The sequence below is a fragment of the Trinickia mobilis genome (genome assembly GCF_017315705.1).
Taxonomy (GTDB): domain Bacteria; phylum Pseudomonadota; class Gammaproteobacteria; order Burkholderiales; family Burkholderiaceae; genus Trinickia_A; species Trinickia_A mobilis.
This window is the reverse complement of sequence record NZ_JAFLRF010000035.1, coordinates 43,621-65,111: the sequence shown is the minus strand read 5'-3', so window position 1 is coordinate 65,111 and position 21,491 is coordinate 43,621. Positions and strand designations below refer to the sequence as shown.

Below are 21,491 nucleotides of genomic sequence, written 5' to 3'. Positions count from 1 at the left end.
TGAACCATGACGTGCCAAACTTCGGCAGCGCGCTACGCGTAGTGCTGAACAGTCAGCCACCCGAGTTCCTACGCACGTTGCTGGATGCCGGCGTTGATGCCAATACAACGACCGAAGCCGGCACCCCAATAATATTTTTCGTAACAAAGGAAAGAACCTTTGAATCGCTCAAGCTGCTGATTGCCCGTGGCGCGAATGTAGACAAGCGAGATCCATTGCGCAATACTCCACTTTACGAAGCTTTAATGAACAACGGTCTGGATCAAATTGATTATCTCCTTGATCATGGAGCGCATCCAAATACCTACAACATCAATGGCGTGTCGTTCCCGGTTGTGCTTTCAGACGAGATTGAGACGAACGCCTCCGTGCCGAATTCAGTCGCATACAAAAAACTGATCGAAATCCGCGACCGCATCATCAAGATGGGCGTCAAATGGCCACCCGAATCGCCGGAACAAATCCGCGCCCGCTGGGGCGCCAACGCGCCGAAACGATTGGATGACAGCCAGCGCCCGCTCTAACAGGAAGCTCGGCATCGAACTCGCGTTGCTGCGAGTCCGATGCCGTCCGCCACTCCCCCGCGAATCGCTATGACAAAGCGCCTAGCCCGCAACGCCCAATAGCAAGCCGCTCCTTCGCCTCGTCATACTCGCGCTTCAGACGCGCGACGAGCTCATCGACCGTCGGAATGTCGTTCATCAAGCCGACCCCCTGCCCCGCACCCCAAATATCCTTCCACGCCCTCGCCTTGTCGCCCGCGAAGTTCATCTTCGACTTGTCGGACTCGGGCAGCGCGTCCGGATCGAGCCCGGCGTTCGCGATGCTCTCGCGGATGTAGTTGCCGTGCACGCCGGTAAAGAGGTTCGTGTAGATGATGTCGGAGGCGTTCGAATTGATGATCGCCTGCTTGTAGCCTTCGACCGCGTGCGCCTCGCGCGTCGCGATGAAGCGCGTGCCCATGTAGGCGAGGTCGGCGCCCATCGCCTGCGCGGCGAGGATCGAGCCGCCGTTGGCGATGGCGCCCGACAGCACGATCGGGCCGTCGAAGATGCGCCGCACTTCGCCGACGAGCGCAAACGGCGAGGTCGTCCCCGCGTGCCCGCCAGCGCCCGCGGCGACGAGAATCAGGCCGTCGACGCCCGCTTCGAGCGCCTTCTGCGCGTGGCGGATGTTGATGACGTCGTGCAGCACGATGCCGCCGTAGCTGTGCACGGCGTCGATGATTTCCTTGGCCGGCGCGCGCAGGCTCGTGATGAAGATCGGCACCTTGCGCTCGACGCACACGCGCACGTCGTGTTCGAGGCGCGCATTCGATTGATGGACGATCTGGTTCACCGCAATCGGGCCGATGGCGGCGCCCGGGTTCGCCGCCTTGTGCACGGCGAGCTGTTCCTGAATCTGCGTGAGCCACTCGTCGAGCAATTCGGCCGGGCGGGCGTTCAGCGCCGGGAACGAACCGACAATCCCCGCCTTGCACTGCGCAAGCACGAGTTCCGGATAGCTGACGATGAACATCGGCGAAGCGACGACGGGCAGCGCAAGATTTTGCAGGGCGGCGGGCAAGGCCATGACGCAGTCTCCTTTAGGGGCGCCGGCACGCTCGGGGGGGTGCTCGGCGATATGAGTGTAGCGATGCGGGGCGGACGACGCAGCCGGCCGGATGGCATAAGAAGAAAGCCGCAGAAAGCTTTTGGAAAGCTGTCGGCCACATGCCTGCCGCTGCGCCGCAATGAAATTGAACGGTCGTTCGATTATAGGGGAATTTGGACGGCGTGCGACGCAGTTGCATCTTGGAGTGAGTGCTCTGTTTCTACGCTTTCGTGCCCTATCGAACGACGCGTCGTCACGAGCCGCTCATAAAATATGCAGCGCCTACTACGACAATCGAGGGGACGACATGGGCTTTCCGGAATTCGCGCCGTTTCACGTGGACGTTGCAGGTGTCGACATCTTCGGGGTCAAAGGCGGTTCGGGGCCGCCGCTGTTGTTGCTGCACGGTCATCCGCAGACGCACATGATCTGGCATCGCTGCGCGCCGCAGCTCGCGCAGCATTTCACGGTGATCGCAACCGATCTGCGCGGCTACGGCGCGTCGGCCAAGCCGGCGAGCGACGCGGCGCACGTGCCCTACTCGAAGCGCGCGATGGCGGCTGACCAGGTCGCCGTGATGCGCCATTTCGGCTTCGACTCGTTTCTTGTCTGCGCGCACGATCGCGGCGCGCGTGTCGCGCACCGGATGGCGCTCGATTATCCGGACGCCGTCGAGCGCCTGATGCTGCTCGATATCGCGCCGACGCTCGCGATGTACGAGGGCACGGACCGGACGTTCGCGACGAAGTACTTCCACTGGTTTTTCCTGATCCAGCCGGAGCCGCTGCCCGAAAAGCTGATCGGCGCGGACCCCGACGTCTACGTCGAGCGCGTGATGGGGAGCCGCCATGCGGGCTTGAAGCCGTTCGCGCCCGACGCGTTGCAGGCCTATCGCGACGCGCTGCGCCAGCCCGGGGCCGTGCATGCGATGTGCGAGGATTACCGCGCGTCGGCGACGATCGATCTCGTGCACGACCGCGCTGACGAGGAGTGCGGGCACAAGATCGGCTGCCCGCTGCGCGTGCTGTGGGGCGAGGAGGGCGTGATCGAGCTCTGCTTCAATACGCTCGCCGAATGGCGGCACGTGGCGCGCGATGTCAGCGGCCGGGCGCTGCCGTGCGGGCACTACATCCCCGAAGAGGCGCCCGATGAGCTCGTCGCGGAGATGCTGTCGTTCTTCGAGGCGAACGAGCCGGCGGAAAGCTAGCGTTTGCTGCGTCCGCGCGTGGACGGCGCGGGCGAGGGTGTCGGCGAGGGCGCCGACACCCCGGTTGCTGCGTGCTCGGCCGTTGCCGTTTGCGGCGGCTTCAGCGGCGGCAGGCGGCGCGGCACCGGCGTCGACTTGATGATCGCCGTGCTCGTTTCGGCGCGCTCCGTCACCTTCGACAAAATCTCGTCGAGCTGCTCGATCGAGCGCAGCACCAGGCGGCAGACGAAGCAATCGTCGCCCGTCACCTTGTCGCATTCGACGAATTCGGGAATGCGGCGGATCACTTCCTCGACCAGATGCAACTGTCCCGGCAGCGGCTTCACGCGCACGATCGCCTGCAGCGTGAGCCGAGCGCGTGCGGGTCGATCTGCACGGTGAAGCGCTCGATGACGCCGAGCGTTTCGAGCCGCCGCAGCCGTTCTGCGGTGCTCGGCGCCGACAACCCGACCTGGCGGGCCAGTTCGCTTACCGCCATGCGCGAATCTTCGGCGAGCGCCGAAAGCAGCTCGCAGTCGGTTTCGTCGAGTGCGGCGGGCGCCGCCGCGGTGTAAAGGCGTTTTGGCATTTTCACCTTCGATAATTAGCCGGCGTTGCGTCGTTGCCTTAGTTTAGTCATGTATTGGGGCGATCGAAAGCTCTACACTCCGTGTCATCGAGGTTCGACCGGGAAAGAGAAACCGCCGTGGCAACCCAGGAAATCCGGCGCGGCGCCGCCGAAATGACCGCCGCCATGCTGATGTCGGGCACGATCGGCTGGCTCGTCGTCTCGTCGCAGCAATCGTCCATCAATGTGGTGTTCTTTCGCTGCGTGTTCGGTGCGGCGACGCTCTTCGTCATCTGCCTCGCGCTCGGGCTGATACGGCGCGAGTTTTTCTCGTGGCGCGTGCTCGGGCTCGTCGCGCTCGCGGGCGCAGCGATCGTCGGCAACTGGCTCTTGCTGTTCGCGGCGTATTCGCGGGCGTCGATCTCGATGGCGACGGCCGTCTACAACACGCAGCCGTTCATGCTCGTCGCGCTGGGCGCGATCGTGTTTCGCGAGCGCGTCACGGCTTCGACGATCGCGTGGCTCGTCGTGGCGTTCGTCGGGCTCGTGTTCGTCGTGCGCGTCGAGCCCGCAGTGCTCGCGATACCGGGCGAGTATCTCGAAGGCGTGGCGCTCGCGCTCGGCGCGGCCTTCCTCTACGCGATCTCGTCGATCGTCACCAAGCGCCTGAAGGGCACGCCGCCGCATCTGATCGCGCTGATCCAGGTCGTGCTCGGCGCGCTGATGCTCGCGCCGCTCGTGCACTTCGACGCGCTGCCGGCCGCGCCCGCGCACTGGCTTCAGCTCGCGACGCTCGGCGTCGTCCATACCGGCGTCATGTACGTGCTGCTGTACGGCGCGATTCAGAAGCTGCCCACGGCGATGACGGGCGCGCTGTCGTTCATCTATCCGATCGTCGCGATCATCGTCGACCGCGTAGCATTCGGGCAGTCGCTCGCGTGGATTCAAGCAGCAGGCGCCGTGCTGATTCTGCTCGCGGCGGCTGGCGTGAATCTCGGCTGGCGCATCGTGCCGCAGCGGCGGCTGTCGTCGACGTAGCAGGATGCCGGCAAGTTGATTGGGATGCCGAATTAATTTGCTGCGAAGTTCTTGCGCCCGGACAGAGCGTTTCGTCGCCGATTCGTACGCTCTGCCGCTGCTGGCCGCACGTCTGGCAAGCTCGCGAAGCGCAGACAAAAGACGCCGGCCGACAAGATGTCAGCAGTCTGTAGGGAAATTACCGATGCGATTCGAGTGAGCCGGCCAGTATCATGGGTGTGGACGCTGATCACGTCACAAAATTCCGCCGCACGCCATCTCAGGCGCGCGGCTTTCTTTTTTTGTCGGCCGGAATTGATGCTTCAGCACGGACTCCGGCCCCGTGCAACGCGTGCGGTATTTTTTGCGGCGTGGCGCGCCCGGCAAGGTCAGCTCGTCTTCGCGTTCGGCATCACGAGAATGGTCGCACGGCCCAGCAGCACGATCTCGCCGCGCTGATTGACTACGGTGCCTTCGAGCGTCACGAGGTCGCCGTTCAGGCTCGGCTTCCAGTAAGCGTCGACGACGCGCCACGAGAGCGTCAGCGTATCCCCCGCCCGCACCGCTTTCTTCAGCTTGATATCGAATTCGAGGCCGAGCGACTGCGCGTAGCCCGAAAAGTGCGTGGCGACCAGTGCCATGAAATGCGCGGTCGGCTGCGTGCCCGATGCAATGATCCCGCCGAACCGGCTTTGCGCGGCGAACGCATCGTCGTGATGCAGCGGGTTCTGGTCGTTGACGAGCGTCGCAAACGATTTGATCGATTCCACCGGCAGCGCGAGCGTGCTGCTGCACGTCTCGCCGATCCGCACGACGCGTGCCGGCTCGTTCATGGCGCTGCCGCCTTGCGCTTTTCCATCAGCGACGCATGACGCAGATCGAGTTCAGCCCATATGGCGCGCTTGCCGTCGTCGTCAAGCTTCGACCACGCGCGGATCTCGTCGATCGTGCGCAGGCAGCCGTCGCACCATTGCGTGTCGGGATTCATCCGGCACACGTCGATGCACGGCGACGGCACGCCCGGCGCCCGCGGCGCGTCCTGCGCTTGGGTGGCTTCGGAGGTCGTCACGCTTTGCGCAGCGCCGCGTCGGCCACCGGCGCGCCCTTCAATTTCGGTAAAAGCTTCATCGGACATAGGGAAAGTTTTTCGTCGCTGGGTGAATGACGGAGCGTCGAGCGCTCACGAGCACGCTGCCTGGCTGCGCGCTTTCGCGAGCAATGCCTTGCCGGCGCGCGATACATTGGCGCGGCCGATCGACGTCGAAATGAAGTCGCCGATCGCGACCACCTGATCGAGATCGATGCCGGTCTCGATGCCGAGGCCGTTCATCAGGTACAGCACGTCCTCGGTCGCGACGTTGCCGGTCGCGCCCTTCGCATACGGACAGCCGCCCAGCCCCGCCACCGACGCGTGAAAGATCTCGATGCCTTCGAGGAGCGCCGCGTAGATGTTCGCGAGCGCCTGCCCGTAGGTGTCGTGGAAGTGGCCCGAAAGCCGTTCGCGCGGGAACGACCGGGTCACGGCGCCGAACACCTCGCGCGTGCGCTTCGGCGTGCCGACGCCGATCGTATCGGCGATATCGATCTCGTCGCAGCCGAGCGCGGCAAAGCGCTCGACGACATCCACCACCGATGCTACCGGCACTTCGCCCTGATACGGGCAGCCGAGCGCGCACGACACGCTGCCGCGCACGCGCACGCCGTGCTCCTTCGCCGCCGCGACGACCGGCTCGAAACGCGCGATGCTGTCCGCGATGCTGCAATTGATGTTCTTCTGCGAGAACGCTTCGCTCGCCGCGCCGAAGATCACGATCTCGTCCGCCCGCGCGGCGAGCGCGCCTTCGAAGCCTTTCAGGTTCGGCGTCAGCACTGAGTAGATCGTGCCTGCGCGGCGTTCGATGCCGCTCATCACCTCGGCGCCGTCGGCCATCTGCGGCACCCACTTGGGCGACACGAACGACGCGGCCTCGACGTTCCTGAAGCCCGCCGCGGCCAACCGGTTGACGAGTTCGATCTTGACCGCCGTCGACACGAATTCCTTTTCGTTTTGCAGCCCGTCGCGCGGGCCGACTTCGACGATCTTCACTGCGCTGGGGATGGACATGGTTGTCTCCTGGATGTTGTTTGCGCGCGCGGTCAGTATCCGCGCGCTAAGTCGACAATGCCGCTGATCGCTTCGCCGCGTTCGAGCGCTTCGATCTTTTGCGCTACCTGTTGCACGCTTTCTTCGCGCAGCGTCTCGGCTGAGCTGTGCGGTGTGATCGTAATGCGCGGCTCGTTCCAGAACGGATGATCCGCGCTGAGCGGCTCCTTGCGGAACACGTCGAGCGTCGCGGCCGCGATCCGGCCGTCCTTCAATGCATCGAGCAAATCCTCTTCGACCAGATGTTCGCCGCGCGCGACGTTCACGAGATACGCGCCGCGCGCGAGCTTCGCAAACGTGCGGCGATTCAGCACGCCGTGCGTATCCGGCGTGCTCGGCAGCAGATTCACGAGCACCTTCACGCCGTCGAGAAACGCATCCAGCTGACCTGCGCCTGCATAAGTTGCGACACCGCCGATGTTTTTTTCGCTGCGGCTGTAGCCGCGCACCGGCAGACCGAACGACGTGAGCGTCTTCGCAACATGCGTGCCGAGCACGCCGAGACCGAGCACGCCGACGGTGAACGTCCTGCGCGGATGCGGCTCGAGCACGTGCCAGCGGCGCTCGGCCTGCAGCCGTTCGTACTCGTCGAAGCGGCGCATATAGCGCAGCACGGCGTACGTGACGTATTCGGCCATTTGCGCGGCCATGCCGGTGTCTTCGAGGCGCACGAGCGCGGCTTCGCGGGGCAGCGTGCCGGGCTGCGCGTGTTCGAGCGCAAGGATCGCATCGACGCCTGCACCGAGATTGAACACGGCGCGCAAGCCCGCGCGGCGAGCAAATAGTTCACGCGGAGGACGCCAGACGATCGCGTAATCGGCAGGGGCGGTGTCGCCCGGCTTCCATTCGCGCAAGTCGGCCCGCGGCAGCGCCTGCGCCAGATCGTGCAGCCATGCGGACGCGTCGCTATGCGGCGTGTAGAACAGAATCTTCATATCGTTTGAAATATAGGCCGCCTTTGCTTGGCGAACGGCCGGCCGATTTAAGAACAGGCTTCATTCTACTTTTTCAGCCGCGCCGGTGCGCGCGAGCTGGTGCAGCGCCCTGGGAGCGCGTTCGTGAATCTCGGCGACGCGGGGCGTATCAACGTCGCGGCGGGTTTCGGGCCCTGGCCGCGCGCGAAGTACTCCGTGGATACGCTCGTGGTCAGCGTACCTTTAAGAATCGGCAGTCGACGGCTTCAACTCTGGAGAGCTAAAAAATGAAAGTCAACGCATTGCGCATATCGAGCAATAAAAGCGAACTGGACATCGACGTCATTCATGCCTTTCTCCGCGATCATGCTGCGTGGTCCAAGGGTATTCCAAGGGAAACCGTCGAGCGCGCGATCGAGGGCTCGCTCTGCTTCGGAGCTTATCTAGGCAAGCGCCAGATCGGCTTTGCTCGCGTCGTGACCGACATGGCCACATTCGGCTATCTCTGCGACGTATTCGTTCTGCCAGAATACCGCGCGCACGGCTATGCGGCTGCGGTGATGCGTCACATCTTTGGCTCCGATCTGCTCAAGGGACTGCGCAGGATCGTCCTCGTCACGTCGGATGCGCACGGTGTCTATCGGCCGCATGGTTTCAACGGGCTCACTCATCCCGAGTGGTACATGGAACTGCATCGGCCGGACGTTTATGCGCCGTCCGGCTCTTAACTTCGGACTCTAACTGCGGTCAGAGGTGAACGCACAAGATCGGACATTCTGATAAGACAATATGATTTTTCGTGGAGTGCAGATCGGTTAGTCCGGCTTGCCTGCGGTCGAGCCGTGGCCCGCACGATTTCGAACGTTCGCGCTGACGGTCGGACTCACGGCTGGGCTGCCGTTCGCTGCCGACAGTTGAGCATTGGCTGCCGGCGTGGCGATCGATGATGCCGAGTCATCGTCCGGGCCGCAACCCAATAGTGTATCCCGCTCCGTAACCGAAGCTACCTATGGCCAAACTTACTCAAGCAGAGATCGCCCAACGCGTGCCAGTGTGGTACGCAATGTCCGAGCTATATACCTGAGCGGCAAAAGAACAAAAGTAATAGAGCCGGAACTGAATCGGCTAAAGGCTGTACTCGGCGAACCGTGAGCGGCCTGTGCTTTGCCGTGGCCCAATGCAAAAGAGCGCTCGACAGCGAGCGCTCTTCCCGATTAGCTGTAGCGCAGCAAAACTACGCTTAGTTCGCAGCCTGCGCGCGCTCACACGTCTGCGCCGCTTCCACCGGCATCTGCTGCGCGGCCTCGGCGCGCATGCCGAGCCGTGCGAGCAGCTTGCGGTCTTTCTCCGCCTGGGGGTTGCTGGTCGTCAGCAGTTGATCGCCATAGAAAATCGAATTGGCACCCGCCAGGAAGCACAGCGCCTGCATCCCGTCGTCGAGCTGCTGGCGGCCCGCCGACAGACGCACCATCGCCTTCGGCATCGTGATGCGCGCGATTGCGATCGTGCGAACGAACTCGAGCGGATCGAGCGGTTCGGTATTTTCGAGCGGCGTGCCTTCGATGGCCACGAGGTTGTTGATCGGCACCGACTCCGGATACGGGCTCATGTTCGCGAGCTGAGCGATCAAGCCGGCGCGCTCGCGGCGCGTCTCGCCCATGCCGATGATCCCGCCGCAGCACACGTTGATGCCCGCGTCGCGCACGCGCTCGAGCGTGTCGAGGCGGTCCTGGTATGTGCGCGTCGAAATGATCTGGCCGTAGAACTCGGGCGACGTGTCGAGGTTGTGGTTGTAGTAGTCGAGCCCGGCGCCGGCCAGCCGCTTGGCCTGCGCGTCTTCCAGCATGCCCAGCGTCATGCAGGTTTCGAGGCCCATTTCCTTCACGCCGCGAACCATCGCGGTGAGCGGCTCCATATGGCGTTCCTTCGGATTGCGCCAGGCCGCGCCCATGCAGAAGCGCGTCGCGCCGTTGGCCTTCGCGGCGCGCGCGGCTTCGAGCACGGCATCCACGTCCATGAGTTTTTCCGCCTTCAGGCCCGTATCGTGATGCGCGGACTGCGAGCAGTAGCCGCAATCCTCTTCGCAGCCGCCGGTCTTGATCGACAGCAATGTCGAGAGCTGCACGGCGTTCGCATCGAAATGCTCGCGGTGCACCTGCTGCGCGCGCAACAGCAGATCATTGAACGGCAGTTCGTACAGCGCGGCGACATCGGCCACGCGCCAGCGCGCCGGCGCGCCGCCGGCATTCGCTGCGGGGATGGCGGTGGCGCTCGCGGTCTCGGCGGCAGGTTGGAACTGAGTCATGTCGTCAATCCTTGTAGGCAAAGAGTCGAAGGGGTTCAGCGCTGCAGGGTGCGCAGCGTCTGCAATAGCTTGGCGGTGCCGATGCAGTCGGCTGCGGCATCGGCAATGGCGTCGGGGGCGGTCATCGCGAGATACGGCACGACGCCGAGAAGCGGGGCGCGGAGCTCGCGTTCGAGCCAGGCGCGAATCGTGTCGATGTTCTCGTCGGCGAAGCGCATCGCCGGATCGACGCGATTGGCGACCCAGCCCGCCATGCGCAGGCCGCGTGACGCAATCGCTTCGGCGGTGAGCAACGCATGGCTGATGCAGCCGAGCCGCATGCCGACGACGAGCACGACGGGCAGGTTCAGTGCGAGCGCGAGGTCGGCGGTGTCGTGCTTATCGTCAAGCGGCACGCGAAAACCGCCGACACCTTCGACAACGACGATATCCGCTTGTTTGAGCGCTTGCGCGTGACAGTCGACGATGCGCGATATCTCCAGCGCGACGCCTTCTTGCGCCGCGACGATATGCGGTGCGGCGGGCGCTTTCAGCAGATACGGCGTGCGGATCCCGGGCGGCAGCAGCACGCTGGCGGCGGCGTCGAGCTGATCGGCGTCTTCATTGCGCCATTGCCCGTCGTGCTCGTACGCGCCGGCGGCGATTGGCTTCATCGCGGCGGCGCGCAAGCCCTCGCGCGTGAAGCCGCGCAGAAGCGCGCACGAAACCAGGGTCTTGCCGATTTCGGTGTCGGTGCCGGTGACGAAAAGCGAAAGCGGCGCGCTCATGTTGCCTCGCGCGAAAGAAAGTGAGCGTGGGGGTGATTCATGACTTCACCTCGCCGAGTTGCGCTAGCGCGGTCTCGAGGCGCGCGAGATCGTCGTGCGAGTGTGCCGCCGAGAGCGAAACGCGCAAACGCGACGTGCCCGCCGGAACGGTAGGCGGACGAATCGCGGGCACCCACAGGCCTGCTTCGTCGAGACGCGCGGCAACCGCCAGCGCAGCCTCGTTCGACCCGATGATGAGCGGCTGCACCGCGGTGTGCGAATCGACCGGCTGCCAGCGCGTTGCTTTGAGCATCGCGCGCGTGCGCTCGATGAGCGTCGCGAGGTGGGCGCGCCGCGCGTCGCCTTCCTCGCCTGCGATGATCTTGATGCTCGCGGACACCGCATGCGCAACCGCCGGCGGCGAGGCCGTCGTGAAGATGTACGGCCGCGCGCGCTGCAAGAGCCACTCGATCACCGTCTCGTGCGCAATGACGCACGCGCCCGCGACGCCCGCTGCCTTGCCGAGCGTGCAGATGTAGACGAGATGCGGCGAGCGCAGCGCGGCGGCGGAAAGCGCGCCGCGGCCTTGCGGGCCGAGCACGCCAAAGCCGTGCGCATCGTCGACGACGAGCCACGCGCCATGCCGTTCCGCGAGCGCGAGCAGTGCGGCGAGCGGCGCGACGTCGCCATCCATGCTGAATACCGTGTCGGTGACGATCACTTTCACGCCGGCGCCGGACGCTTCGAGCATCGCGGCCAGCGCTTCGGCGTCGTTATGCGGATAGATCTGCACGTCGGCGCGCGACAGCCGCGCACCGTCGATCAGCGAGGCGTGATTGAGCGCGTCGGAGAAGAGCGTGGTGCCGCGGCCCGCGAGCGCGGTGAGCGTCGCGAGATTCGCCATGTAGCCGGTGGAAAACGATAGCCCGCGCGGCGCATCGGCGAAGCCGCCCGCGAATTCGGCGAGGTCGTCCTCGAGCTGCACGTGCGCGCGCGAATGGCCGCCGAGCAGGTGCGAGCCGCCGCTGCCCGCGCCATAGCGCGCGGCGCCCTCGGCCAGCGCGGCAGCCAGCGCGGGGTGACCGGCGAGGCCAAGATAGTCGTTGCTCGCAAAGCCGACGATGTCGCGCCCGTCGACGTTCATATGCGCGCCGCACGGCGTCTCGGCGATGCGCCGGCGGCGGCGCAGGCCGCGCGCGTCGAGATCGGCGAGCCCTTCCTTGAGCGTGTCGAGGATGAACATCAGTGCGCCTCCGTCAGCGTCGCTTCGAAGGTTTCGCGCGTGCGTGCGGCGAGCAGTGCGATTTCTTCGGTGTCCAGAATATATGGCGGCATCAGGTAGACCGTCGCACCGATCGGGCGCAGCAGCAATTCCTTGGCGAGCGCTTTTTCGAAGAAGCGGCGCGAGAAGGTCTGGGCGGCACTCGCTTCGAGCACGGCATCGAACGCGAAGATCGTGCCGCATTGGCGGAAGTTGCGCGCGCGCTCGTGCGTCGCGAGCGGTTTCAGCGCCTCGCACAGGTGCGCTGATTTTTTCGCGTTCTCGGCGAGCACGTTGTCGCTGGCGAACAGATCGAGCGTCGCAAGCGCCGCGCGGCATGCAAGGGGATTGCCGGTGTACGAGTGAGAATGCAGGAAGCCGCGGGTCGTGTCGTCGTCGTAGAACGCCGCGAAGATTTCATCGCGCGAGAGCACGATCGACAGCGGCAAGTACCCGCCGCTGATGCCCTTCGACAAGCACAGGAAGTCGGGCCACACGCCCGCCTGCTCGCTCGCGAAGAACGTGCCGGTGCGCCCCGCACCGACGGCGATTTCGTCGGCGATCAGGTGCACGCCGTATTGATCGCACAGCGCGCGCAGCCCCGCGACATACGAGGCATCGTGCATCGCCATGCCCGTTGCGCATTGGACGAGCGGCTCGACGATCACCGCGGCGATCTGCGTCGCGCGCGCTTCGAAGAGCGCGCGTACGCTTTCGAGCGCGCGCCGTGCGACGTCGGCGGCGCTTTCGCCATCGCGCGCGTTGCGCGCATCGGGCGAGGCTACGACATGCGCGTGGCGGATCAGCGGGTCGTATGCGTCCTTGAACAGCGCGACATCGGTCACGCCGAGCGCGCCGATCGTCTCGCCGTGATAGCTGTTCGCTACGCAGACGAATTCGCGCTTCTCGCTCCTGCCGTGATTGCGCCAGTAGTGAAAGCTCATCTTCAGCGCGATTTCGACGGCCGATGCGCCGTCCGACGCGAAGAACGCATGGCCGAGCGTGTTCTGCGTGAGTTGCGCGAGCCGCTCCGCAAGTTCGATCGCGGGCTCGTGCGTGCAGCCGGCGAGCATGGCGTGTTCGAGCGTATCGAGCTGGGCTTTGAGCGCGTCGTTGATGCGCGGATTCGCGTGCCCGAACAGATTGACCCACCACGAGCTGATCGCGTCGAGATAACGGTGCCCCGCACGGTCGTAGAGCCATGCGCCGCTGCCTCGCGCAACGGGGATGAGCGGCAGCCGCTCATGGTGCTTCATCTGCGTGCACGGGTGCCACACGGCTTTGAGGCTACGTGCGACCCAGTCTTCGGTTGCTGGTGCTTTCAAAAACCACTCCGTAGCATGAACGTTCGTCGATGCGCGTCCCTCGTGGCGGCACGCGTTCATGCAAAAACAGATGACAGGTAGCCCGATTGCGCATCGACACGCAGAAAACGATGAGCGTCTCGCTGCCAATCGGAAAAACGGCACTGAGAGTAACGCGTTCTGCGCGCCGATGCACTAAGCGATGCAGTCCATGCCTACCTGTCCCGTCGACGAGCTAAGCGGCTGTTAAACGCAGCTCGCGGCGTTTCGCATCAAATCGGGAAAATTCGATGCCGTTGACGACGGCAAAGCCGTGCGATTCTTCGGACGAAATTCAGCCGTGGCAGACCGGCTGCTGCGTGTTTTCGTCTGCGTATTGTGGCGAGCGGTGGGTTTGAAGCGCGGCCGCGCTAAGCGCGCGGCGAACCGCCGATCATTAGCGGCTTGCGAGCGCGTGGCTCTCGCGATCGTCCGCGGCGGGCGCGTCAGCCGTCGCTTGCGCGGTCGCTGCAGGCGTGGCCCCATGCCCGTCTTTCCACACCACCGCATCGTTGACCGCATAAAGATGGCACGTGCCCGCGCCTTCCTTTTCGCAGTTCTGGATGGCGAGCGCCATCGGGTTGTCGCCGCCTTCGGCCCACGACCACGCGCCCGAATCGGACACGGCGAACGCACGCGTCGGATACTGCTTGAGGAAATTCTGGTAGCCGGCACGGCCCGAGGCATCGAGGAACGGTACGGCGCTCACGGCATCGAGCGCCGCATAGCCGGACGCCTTCGGCATCGATGGTTCGTCGACGCGGTACTGGATGCTGGTCGGCATGCCAATGTGCGCAAGGAACGCCTCGACGGACGGCCACCAGATGCTCACGCCATCGCGATCGACGACGAGCCGATGCGCGTCGTTCTTGTAGTCGCCGAAGTCGACCATCTGCGCGTGCGCGCCATGCGCGACGTAGGCCGCGTACATCTTCGCGGCGAGTGACGGCGTCCATACCGAATCGTTGTCGCCGTAGAGCCACAGCGACGGCACTTGCGTATTCTGGCCGTACGTTTCGAACGCTTGCGTGAGGTTGTTCTGCCAGCCGCTGCAGGCATCTTGGCGCAAGCCGCCCGAGAAATTGATCAGGCCGCGCACGCCGGGCGCCGCGTTGACGCCGTAAGCCATTGTCGTGAGGCCGCCGTGCGACGAACCGGCGACGACGACGTGCTGCGCGTCGACATACGGTTGCTTCGACATGTAGGCGACCGTCGCGGCGACATCGTCGGCCTGCGCGACGCCGTTGCGTTCGACATCGCAGCCGGCCTGCTGATACGTGCCGCCCGAGCCGGCGAAGCCCTCGCGATTAGGCGCTACGACGAGATAGCCGCGCCGCACGAATTCGCGCGCGAACGCGATCGGCCGGCTGCGCGCCTGATCGCGCGGATCGCCCGGGATCTTGCCGTGGTTGAACACGACCATCGGAAAGGGGCCGGATCCATTCGGCTTGAAGATCGTGGTCTCCAGCGTGACGGAGCCGGAGGCGTCGACGGGAATGCGGATGATCTGCTCGTTCAGATCGGCGGCGACGTTCGGCTGATAAGCGTCGTGGTACTCAAGATTTGGGACGTGGGCTTTGGAAAGCGGCCCGGCAGCAGCGATGTTCGCGATTGCGAGCGGATCGGCCTGAGCGACGGACAGCGCGCACGCTGCCATGCATCCGGTCAACATGTTCTTCAAACTCATTCGCTACACCTGCCTGCTATGAAGTGATTCCTGAATAGCGCGCTGCTTTCAACGCGCCGGACTAAAAAAGACATCCGGGCGAAGCCTATCGAACGACTTTAGAAAGCGCACTGCAAGGAGGGCGATGCTGGCGCGCATCACATTTCGCGGCAAACGTGATGCGGCAAAACGTGAGGTCATCCTAGCGCGACAATTTTTCGTTGTGCAATGCAGGAGAACCCCGACCTTTCGGGCGGGTTGAACAATGCGAGGCGGTCTACTTAGGGTCTACTTAGGGAAAAACCTAGGCGGCGTTCGTTCGAGTCCCTTATTTGCCGCCTGGCGATCGTTGGGTACAACCAACAATGCGGAATAGCAGTCTCAGCGTTCGCTTACATCGCCGTCGACATAGCGCCAGCGCGAATCGGCGCCGCGCACGAAACGGCTCACTTCGTGCAGCCGCTGCGCACGTCCGCCGACTTTGTATCGTGCGACGAATTCGACGATCGCGTGGGTGTCGTCGAGTGTCTCGAAACGTTTGACTTGCAGGCCGAGCCAGCGAGGTGCGTCGGGGGCGGCCGTGTCGATCTCAAGATCCGCGGGGCAGGTCGCCGGGTCCCAGGTTGCACGGAGGTAGTCGGCATCGCCGAGCACGTACGCGCTGTAGCGCGAGCGCATCAATTCGAGCGCGGTGGGCGCGGCCTCGCCGCCGTCAACGAAGCGTCCGCAGCAGTCGGCAAAGCGCGGCGCCTTTGCGGCAGCAGCCTTGCCCGGCGCCGCGCCGCCGCAAGGACATTCAAGCGGACATTCAAGCGGGCGGGCGGCTGGGGGCGCCGTCGATGCGCGATTCCTCATGCGTGGTTGTCGTTTTCAGTTGAGACCGCGTGCGATCAGGATCTTTTGGATATCGCTCGTGCCCTCGTAAATCTGGCACACGCGCACGTCGCGATAGATGCGCTCGACGGGGAAGTCGCTCAGGTAGCCGTAGCCGCCGTGCACTTGCAGCGCCGCCGAGCAAATGCGCTCGGCCGCCTCGGACGCGAAGAGCTTCGCCATCGCCGCTTCGGTGAGACAGGGCTTGCCAGCATCCTTCAACGCCGCCGCGTGCCAGATCAACTGGCGGGCGGCTTCGAGCTGCGTCGCCATGTCGGCGAGGCGGAACTGCACGGCCTGATGCGCAAAAAGCGGCTGACCGAAGCTCTCGCGTTCCTTCGCGTAGGCGAGCGCCGCTTCGAACGCCGCGCGCGCCATGCCGACGCTTTGCGCCGCGATGCCGATGCGTCCGCCTTCGAGACCCGACAGCGCGATCTTGTAGCCCTCGCCCTCCGTGCCGATCAGATTCGCTGCCGGCACGCGGCAATCCTCGAACACGATCTGCGCGGTGTCCGACGAATGCTGCCCGAGCTTGTCCTCGACGCGCGCGACGAGGTAGCCGGGCGTGTTCGTCGGCACGATGAACGCGCTGATGCCGCGCTTGCCCGCGGCTTTGTCGGTGACGGCCATCACGATCGCGACGTCGCCGTTCTTGCCGCTCGTGATGAACTGCTTGACGCCGTTGAGCACGTACTGGCCGCCGTCGCGGGTCGCGGCGGTGCGCAGCGCCGAAGCGTCGGACCCCGCTTGCGGTTCGGTCAGGCAGAACGCGCCGAGCATCTCGCCGCGCGCGAGCGGCGTGAGCCAGTCGCGTTTCTGCGCGTCGTTGCCGTAGGCGAGCAGAATGCTGCAGACGGGGCAGTTGTTGACCGAGATCGCCGTCGACGTGCCGCCGTCGCCCGCCGCGATCTCTTCGAGGATCACGGCGAGCGCGAGCGCATCGAGGCCTGCGCCGCCATACGCCTCAGGCACGAGCACGCCGTATGCGCCGAGCTCGGCGAGCTGACGGTGCACGTCCTTGGGGAACGTGCGGTCGCGGTCCCACTGCGCGGCGTTGGGCGTTATCGCCTCGCGCACGAACGTGCGCACGGCATCGCGGATCATCTGATGATCTTGATCTAGTACCATGCTGCCTCCTGCCGGGCCGCCCCAAAGGAGGCAGCCGCCCCCTCGGGGGGCAGCGAACGAATGTGAGCGTGGGGGCCGTTCATCCCTTTGCCTCCTGCCGGGCCTTACCAGTCGATGGCGATGCCGTCGTATTGAAAGAAGCGGCCGTTGAACGACGCGTGCGCGGCGGCGGCTTGCGCGAGCACTTCGCGCATGCCCGCCACGCTGCGCTCGGGATCGATCGCCGCTTGCGCACCGCCCATGTCGGTGCGGACCCAGCCGGGATGCAGCGCGACGCAGGTCGCGCGGCGCGTCTGCAGCGAGGCGATCTTCACCGCGTCGTTGAGCGCCGCCTTGCTCGCGCGATAGAGCCAGCCCGTCGTGCCCGTCCCCTCGCTGATGCTGCCCATCTTGCTCGACAGCACCGCGAGCACCCCTTGCGCCTCTTCGACGAGCGGCAGGAGGATCGGCATCAACTGCATCGGGCCGCGGACGTTGGTCGCCATCACGTAGTCGAAATCCTCCGCCGTGATCGTCTCGACGCCTTCGGTGCGCGGACCGTACACGCCGGACACGATGACCGCGGCATTGAGCCGTTCGCCGTCGAGCTTCCGGCCGAACGCGGCGATGTCCTCGGGCTCGGTGATATCGAGCGAGAACGTCTCGCAGCCGAGCTCGGCGAGAGCGTCGAGCGCGCCGTCATCGCGCGCCGTGGCGAGCACGCGCCAGCCGGCGCGCTGGTATTGACGCGCGAACTCGCGGCCGATGCCGCGCGATGCGCCTACGATCAGTGCTGTCTTCATTCTTTACTCCCTCTCGCGGTTGTGACCCATCGCCGAATGGTACGACGATGGGTCTGCGAGCGTCGTCAGACGAGCTCGATGCCCATCGCCGTCGCTTCGCCGCCGCCGATGCACAGGCTCGCGACGCCGCGTTTCCCGCCGCGCGCCCTCAACGCGCCGATCAGCGTGACGAGAATGCGCGCGCCTGAAGCGCCGATCGGGTGGCCGAGCGCACATGCGCCGCCGTTCACGTTGACCTTCTCGTGCGGCAGGTTGTGCTCCTTCATCGCGGCCATCGCGACGACGGCGAACGCTTCGTTGATCTCGTAGAGATCGACGTCGCCCGCGCGCCAGCCGTTCTTGTCGAACAGCTTCTTGATCGCGCCGATCGGGGCCGTCGTGAACTTCGCGGGCTCCTGCGCGAACGTCGAGTGGCCGACGACGCGCGCAAGCGGCGTGACGCCCAAGCGTGCGGCCGTCGATTCGCGCATCATCACGAGCGCGGCGGCGCCGTCGGAGATCGACGACGAGTTCGCCGCCGTCACCGTGCCGGTCTTGCTGAACGCGGGCTTGAGCGTCGGGATCTTGTCGAGGTTCGCCTTGAACGGCTGCTCGTCGCGCGCGATCGTCACTTCGCCCTTGCGGCTTTCGACTTTCACCGCTGCGATTTCCCAGGCGAACGACCCGTCTTCGTTCGCGCGTTTCGCGCGCGTCAGCGATTCGATCGCGAACGCATCCTGCGCGGCGCGCGTGAAGTCGAACGATGCGGCGCATTCCTCCGCGAACGTGCCCATCAGACGACCCTTGTCGTACGCGTCTTCGAGACCGTCGCAGAACATGTGATCGATCACCTGGCCGTGGCCCATGCGCATGCCGGCGCGCGCTTTCGGCAGCAGATAGGGCGCGTTCGACATGCTCTCCATGCCGCCCGCGACCATCACGTCGACGCTGCCCGCGGCCAGCATGTCGTGCGCGAACATCGCCGCGCGCATGCCGGAGCCGCACATCTTGTTGACCGTCGTGCAGCCCGTCGCAAGCGGCAGGCCGGCGCCGAGCGCCGCTTGCCGCGCGGGTGCCTGGCCGAGACCCGCGGGCAGCACGCAGCCCATCAGCACTTCGTCGATCTGCTCGGGCTCGAGGCCGGCGCGCTCGAACGCGGCCGCGATCGCGACCGAGCCCAGTTGCGGCGACGTGAGCGCGGCGAAGTCGCCCTGAAACGCGGCCATCGGCGTGCGCGCCGCTGCCGCGATGACGATCGGATCTTGGTTACCGCGAGTTGCATCAGTCATGTTTCAACTCCTTGATTACGCCATTGACGATCGCCTGGACGTCGCCGAGTTGGGCGGCGTCGGCAGCGACCACATCGTTTTGCGCCAAGCGTGCGCTTTTCGCCGACAGCGCGGCGACGCAGCGCTGATAGGTGGCGTCGAGCTGGTCCGGGTCGGAAATCGTCATGCCGAGATTGCGCACGCGGCCGTCGTGTACGCCGTAGGCCCAGCCGTGCACGGCGAGCGGCTGACTGCGCGCCCACGCGTCGTTGACGATCGTCGTGCGGCACACGTTGACGACCTGTTCGATTGCGTTCAATTCGACGAGGCGCCGGTGACGCGCTTCGCCCATCGGCCACTCGTCGAGCAGCGCAGCGTGTTTCGCGCGCACGTCCTGAATGTGATGGAGCCAGTTGTCGGCGAGCCCGACGCGCCGGTTGTGGAGCGCCGCGCCGACGCCCGAGCAGCCATAGTGGCCGACCACCATGATGTGCTTCACCTTCAGCAGATCGACGGCGAACTGGATCACCGACAGGCAGTTCAAGTCCGTATGCACGACCACGTTCGCGATGTTGCGGTGGACGAACACCTCGCCCGGCGGCAGGCCGATGATCTGGTTCGCCGGCACGCGCGAATCGGAGCAGCCGATCCACAGGTATTCGGGCGTTTGCTGGTCCGCGAGGCGCGAGAAGTACTCCGGGTCCTCGGCGAGCATGCGCTCCACCCAGGCTTCGTTATTGGCGAACAACGGGTCGAGCGGATTGTTTTTGATACTCATGGTGCGTGTCCAGGTTCGTGGAATTGGACCGGTAACGGGTCAGTCGGACGCGCTGAGCGCGGCTGGTTTTCGCGCCTTTCACGCGGCGCGCGCATTGCCTCCGTGATCTTCGGAGGCGTCATTCGAATCCGTAAAGCGTTCGGGGTAGCGCACGCAGAACCGGATGCTCTGGTCATACGGAAAGAAATCGGGCAACTCGCCCTTGAGCAGATGATCCTTGTGCCGCTGCCATAGCGCCGGATTGAAGAAATCCGCGTGATGACGCATGAAGTGCTTGCGCACCGAAGGGTCGCCGAGCAGGAACGTGCCGTACGTCTCCGGAAAGATGTCATGCGGCCCCACGGCGTACCACGGCTCGGCGGACATCTCTTCTTCCTCGTTGCGCGGCGCCGGCACGTGCCGCACGTTGCAGTCGGTCAGGTACTCGATTTCGTCGTAGTCGTAGAACACGACGCGCCCGTGCCGCGTCACGCCGAAGTTCTTGTACAGCATGTCGCCGGGGAAGATGTTCGCTTGGATCAGTTCCTTCACCGCGTCGCCGTATTCCTTGATCGCGTGCTCCACGTCCGCTTCGCTGCCGTTTTGCAGGAACAGATTGAGCGGCACCATCCGGCGCTCGATGTACACGTGGCGGATCACGAGGTTGTCGCCCTCGTATTCGATCATCGACCGCGCCTCTTTTTCGAGCTCACGAATCAATGCCTCGTCGAGACGCGAGACCGGCAGCGCGACGCTCGAATATTCGAGCGTGTCGGCCATGCGGCCCAAGCGGTCGTGCCGTTTGACGAGCAGGTACTTCTCCTGGATCTTCTCGCGTGTCGTATCTTTCGGCGGCGGGAACGTGTCTTTGATCAGCTTGAACACATACGGGAACGACGGCAGGGTGAAGACGATCATCACGAGCCCCTTGATGCCGGGCGCGATGATGAACGGGTCGCTCGAATGCGACAGGTGATGGAGCAAGTCGCGATAGAACAGATTCTTGCCCTGCTTTTGCAGCCCCACCGACGTATAGATTTCCGCCCTCGGCTTGCCCGGCATGATCGTGCCGAGAAACTCGACGTAGGCCGAGGGCACTTCCATGTCGACGAGAAAGTACGAGTGCGAGAAGCTGAAGATGATCAGCAGTTGCTCGCGCTTGAGCAGCACCGTATCGAGCGCGAGCACGCCGGGCTTCACGTGACGGATCGGCACCGCGAACGGCAGCACGAGTTCGCCGTTGATGATGCGCCCGACGATGTACGCCGCCTTGTTGCGGAAGAACAGCGACGACAGCACGTGCATCTGGAAGTTGGCCGCTTCGGTGAACGTGCCGAACGCTTCGTGAATCGACTGCATCGCGCACTCGACGTCGCGCGTCAGATTCTCGAACGGCGGCTCGAGCTGGAAGTTCGTGACGATGCGCTCGAGCGTGGCGGCGAGGCCGTCCTTGCCGGGGTAATAGGCGCGGAACGTCGGCTTCGCGGCGGGCTCGTCGTTTTCGAGGTACTCGGTCGAAATGACCGGGCGCACGAAGATGAAATCGTTGTTGAAATACGAGCGATGCAGGATCTTGCAGCAGACCGAATTGAAGAACGTCTCCGCGCATTCGGGCTGATGGTGGTTCGTCAGAAGCCCGATGTAGTGCAGCTTGATCTGCTGCCAGACTTCGTCGTCGATGTTCTCGGCGTCGAATTCGTCTTCTAGCCGGACGACACATTCCTTCACGCGGTCGTCGTATGACGCGATGCGGTCGCGCGCGAGCTTTTGCAAGCCATGCCAATCGCCTGCTTCGAACAGCGTCTTCGCATGGATCGCCGCGTCACGGAAGATACGGTAGTGACGGTCGAATCCTTCGAGCATCGTCTGCGCGACGTCGAAGCCGATTTGCGACGAGAGCAATTTCGGAAAGTGATTCATGTCTGCCGTCCATCCGTCCAGACTCGTGAAAACGCTTGCCAT

The 21,491-nt window shown here is 64.6% G+C and carries 20 protein-coding genes and 2 pseudogenes; 5 read left to right on the top strand and 17 right to left on the bottom strand.

What is annotated here, in order from left to right:
* Nucleotides 1–524: ankyrin repeat domain-containing protein (locus tag J3489_RS29765; protein ID WP_207004412.1), on the top strand; the 524-nt coding region annotated here is incomplete at its 5' end.
* A 67-nt stretch (nt 525–591) separates the two neighbouring features.
* Here the strand turns inward: J3489_RS29765 and J3489_RS29760 are convergent.
* Entirely contained in the window at nt 592–1,572 is a 981-nt protein-coding gene (locus tag J3489_RS29760) for an NAD(P)H-dependent flavin oxidoreductase (RefSeq protein ID WP_207004411.1), read from the bottom strand.
* 328 nt (nt 1,573–1,900) lie between these two features.
* Between J3489_RS29760 and J3489_RS29755 the strand changes: the two genes are divergently transcribed.
* A complete protein-coding gene (locus J3489_RS29755) occupies nt 1,901–2,800 on the top strand; it encodes an alpha/beta fold hydrolase (RefSeq protein WP_207004410.1) in 900 nt (299 codons plus the stop codon).
* Here J3489_RS29755 and J3489_RS29750 read toward each other — a convergent pair.
* Nucleotides 2,797–3,368: pseudogene (locus J3489_RS29750) on the bottom strand (Lrp/AsnC family transcriptional regulator). The gene J3489_RS29755 and the pseudogene J3489_RS29750 overlap by 4 nt on opposite strands.
* A gap of 117 nt (nt 3,369–3,485) precedes the next feature.
* Here J3489_RS29750 and J3489_RS29745 point away from each other — a divergent pair.
* Nucleotides 3,486–4,385: a DMT family transporter gene (locus J3489_RS29745; RefSeq protein ID WP_207004409.1), complete on the top strand. Its 900-nt coding sequence runs from the start codon at nt 3,486–3,488 to the stop codon at nt 4,383–4,385.
* A 368-nt stretch (nt 4,386–4,753) separates the two neighbouring features.
* Here the strand turns inward: J3489_RS29745 and J3489_RS29740 are convergent, their stop codons facing one another.
* The 4 genes from J3489_RS29740 to J3489_RS29725 all read right to left on the bottom strand — a co-directional run bounded on the left by J3489_RS29740 (nt 4,754) and on the right by J3489_RS29725 (nt 7,442).
* Entirely contained in the window at nt 4,754–5,197 is a 444-nt protein-coding gene (locus J3489_RS29740) for a MaoC family dehydratase (protein WP_207004408.1), read from the bottom strand.
* Nucleotides 5,194–5,433: a DUF1289 domain-containing protein gene (locus tag J3489_RS29735; protein WP_374193502.1), complete on the bottom strand. Its 240-nt coding sequence runs from the start codon at nt 5,431–5,433 to the stop codon at nt 5,194–5,196. Before J3489_RS29735 ends, J3489_RS29740 begins: the two co-directional genes overlap by 4 nt.
* 111 nt (nt 5,434–5,544) lie before the next feature.
* Entirely contained in the window at nt 5,545–6,468 is a 924-nt protein-coding gene (locus J3489_RS29730) for a hydroxymethylglutaryl-CoA lyase (RefSeq protein ID WP_207004406.1), read from the bottom strand.
* Between the two features lie 32 nt (nt 6,469–6,500).
* The gene (locus J3489_RS29725) at nt 6,501–7,442 is read right to left on the bottom strand and encodes a 2-hydroxyacid dehydrogenase (RefSeq protein WP_207004405.1); all 942 of its coding nucleotides are present in this window, start codon (nt 7,440–7,442) and stop codon (nt 6,501–6,503) included.
* Between the two features lie 81 nt (nt 7,443–7,523).
* On the opposite strand from J3489_RS29725, the pseudogene J3489_RS29720 reads away from it, so the two are divergent.
* Nucleotides 7,524–7,712: pseudogene (locus J3489_RS29720) on the top strand (alpha/beta hydrolase); the annotation flags it as partial.
* Nucleotides 7,709–8,149 (top strand): GNAT family N-acetyltransferase, encoded by a 441-nt coding sequence (locus tag J3489_RS29715; RefSeq protein ID WP_207004404.1) that lies wholly within the window; start codon nt 7,709–7,711, stop codon nt 8,147–8,149. The pseudogene J3489_RS29720 and the gene J3489_RS29715, both read left to right, overlap by 4 nt.
* A 512-nt stretch (nt 8,150–8,661) precedes the next feature.
* On the opposite strand, the gene bioB is transcribed toward J3489_RS29715, so the two are convergent.
* The 11 genes from bioB to aceK form a co-directional block, all read right to left on the bottom strand.
* A complete protein-coding gene (gene bioB, locus J3489_RS29710; protein WP_207004403.1) occupies nt 8,662–9,726 on the bottom strand; it encodes a biotin synthase BioB in 1,065 nt (354 codons plus the stop codon).
* Nucleotides 9,727–9,761: 35 nt separating this feature from the next.
* The gene (gene bioD, locus J3489_RS29705) at nt 9,762–10,493 is read right to left on the bottom strand and encodes a dethiobiotin synthase (RefSeq protein ID WP_207004402.1); all 732 of its coding nucleotides are present in this window, start codon (nt 10,491–10,493) and stop codon (nt 9,762–9,764) included.
* Between the two features lie 37 nt (nt 10,494–10,530).
* Nucleotides 10,531–11,715, bottom strand: coding sequence for an 8-amino-7-oxononanoate synthase (gene bioF, locus J3489_RS29700; protein WP_207004401.1), 1,185 nt, complete (start codon nt 11,713–11,715; stop codon nt 10,531–10,533).
* Nucleotides 11,715–13,058, bottom strand: a complete 1,344-nt coding sequence (gene bioA, locus J3489_RS29695) for an adenosylmethionine--8-amino-7-oxononanoate transaminase (RefSeq protein ID WP_242540407.1) — start codon at nt 13,056–13,058, stop codon at nt 11,715–11,717. Before bioA ends, bioF begins: the two co-directional genes overlap by 1 nt.
* A 415-nt stretch (nt 13,059–13,473) precedes the next feature.
* Nucleotides 13,474–14,763 (bottom strand): dienelactone hydrolase family protein, encoded by a 1,290-nt coding sequence (locus tag J3489_RS29690; protein WP_207004399.1) that lies wholly within the window; start codon nt 14,761–14,763, stop codon nt 13,474–13,476.
* Between the two features lie 360 nt (nt 14,764–15,123).
* Nucleotides 15,124–15,597, bottom strand: coding sequence for a YchJ family protein (locus J3489_RS29685; RefSeq protein WP_207004398.1), 474 nt, complete (start codon nt 15,595–15,597; stop codon nt 15,124–15,126).
* A gap of 15 nt (nt 15,598–15,612) precedes the next feature.
* Nucleotides 15,613–16,743, bottom strand: coding sequence for an acyl-CoA dehydrogenase family protein (locus tag J3489_RS29680; protein WP_207004397.1), 1,131 nt, complete (start codon nt 16,741–16,743; stop codon nt 15,613–15,615).
* A gap of 104 nt (nt 16,744–16,847) precedes the next feature.
* Complete coding sequence (locus J3489_RS29675) at nt 16,848–17,525, bottom strand: SDR family oxidoreductase (RefSeq protein ID WP_207004396.1); 678 nt, start codon at nt 17,523–17,525, stop codon at nt 16,848–16,850.
* A 65-nt stretch (nt 17,526–17,590) separates the two neighbouring features.
* Nucleotides 17,591–18,793 (bottom strand): acetyl-CoA C-acetyltransferase, encoded by a 1,203-nt coding sequence (locus J3489_RS29670; RefSeq protein WP_207004395.1) that lies wholly within the window; start codon nt 18,791–18,793, stop codon nt 17,591–17,593.
* Nucleotides 18,786–19,550 (bottom strand): carbonate dehydratase, encoded by a 765-nt coding sequence (can, locus tag J3489_RS29665; RefSeq protein WP_207004394.1) that lies wholly within the window; start codon nt 19,548–19,550, stop codon nt 18,786–18,788. The genes J3489_RS29670 and can overlap by 8 nt, the downstream gene beginning before the upstream one ends.
* Before the next feature lie 78 nt (nt 19,551–19,628).
* Nucleotides 19,629–21,449, bottom strand: a complete 1,821-nt coding sequence (gene aceK, locus J3489_RS29660; RefSeq protein ID WP_207004393.1) for a bifunctional isocitrate dehydrogenase kinase/phosphatase — start codon at nt 21,447–21,449, stop codon at nt 19,629–19,631.
* Nucleotides 21,450–21,491: the final 42 nt, after the last annotated feature.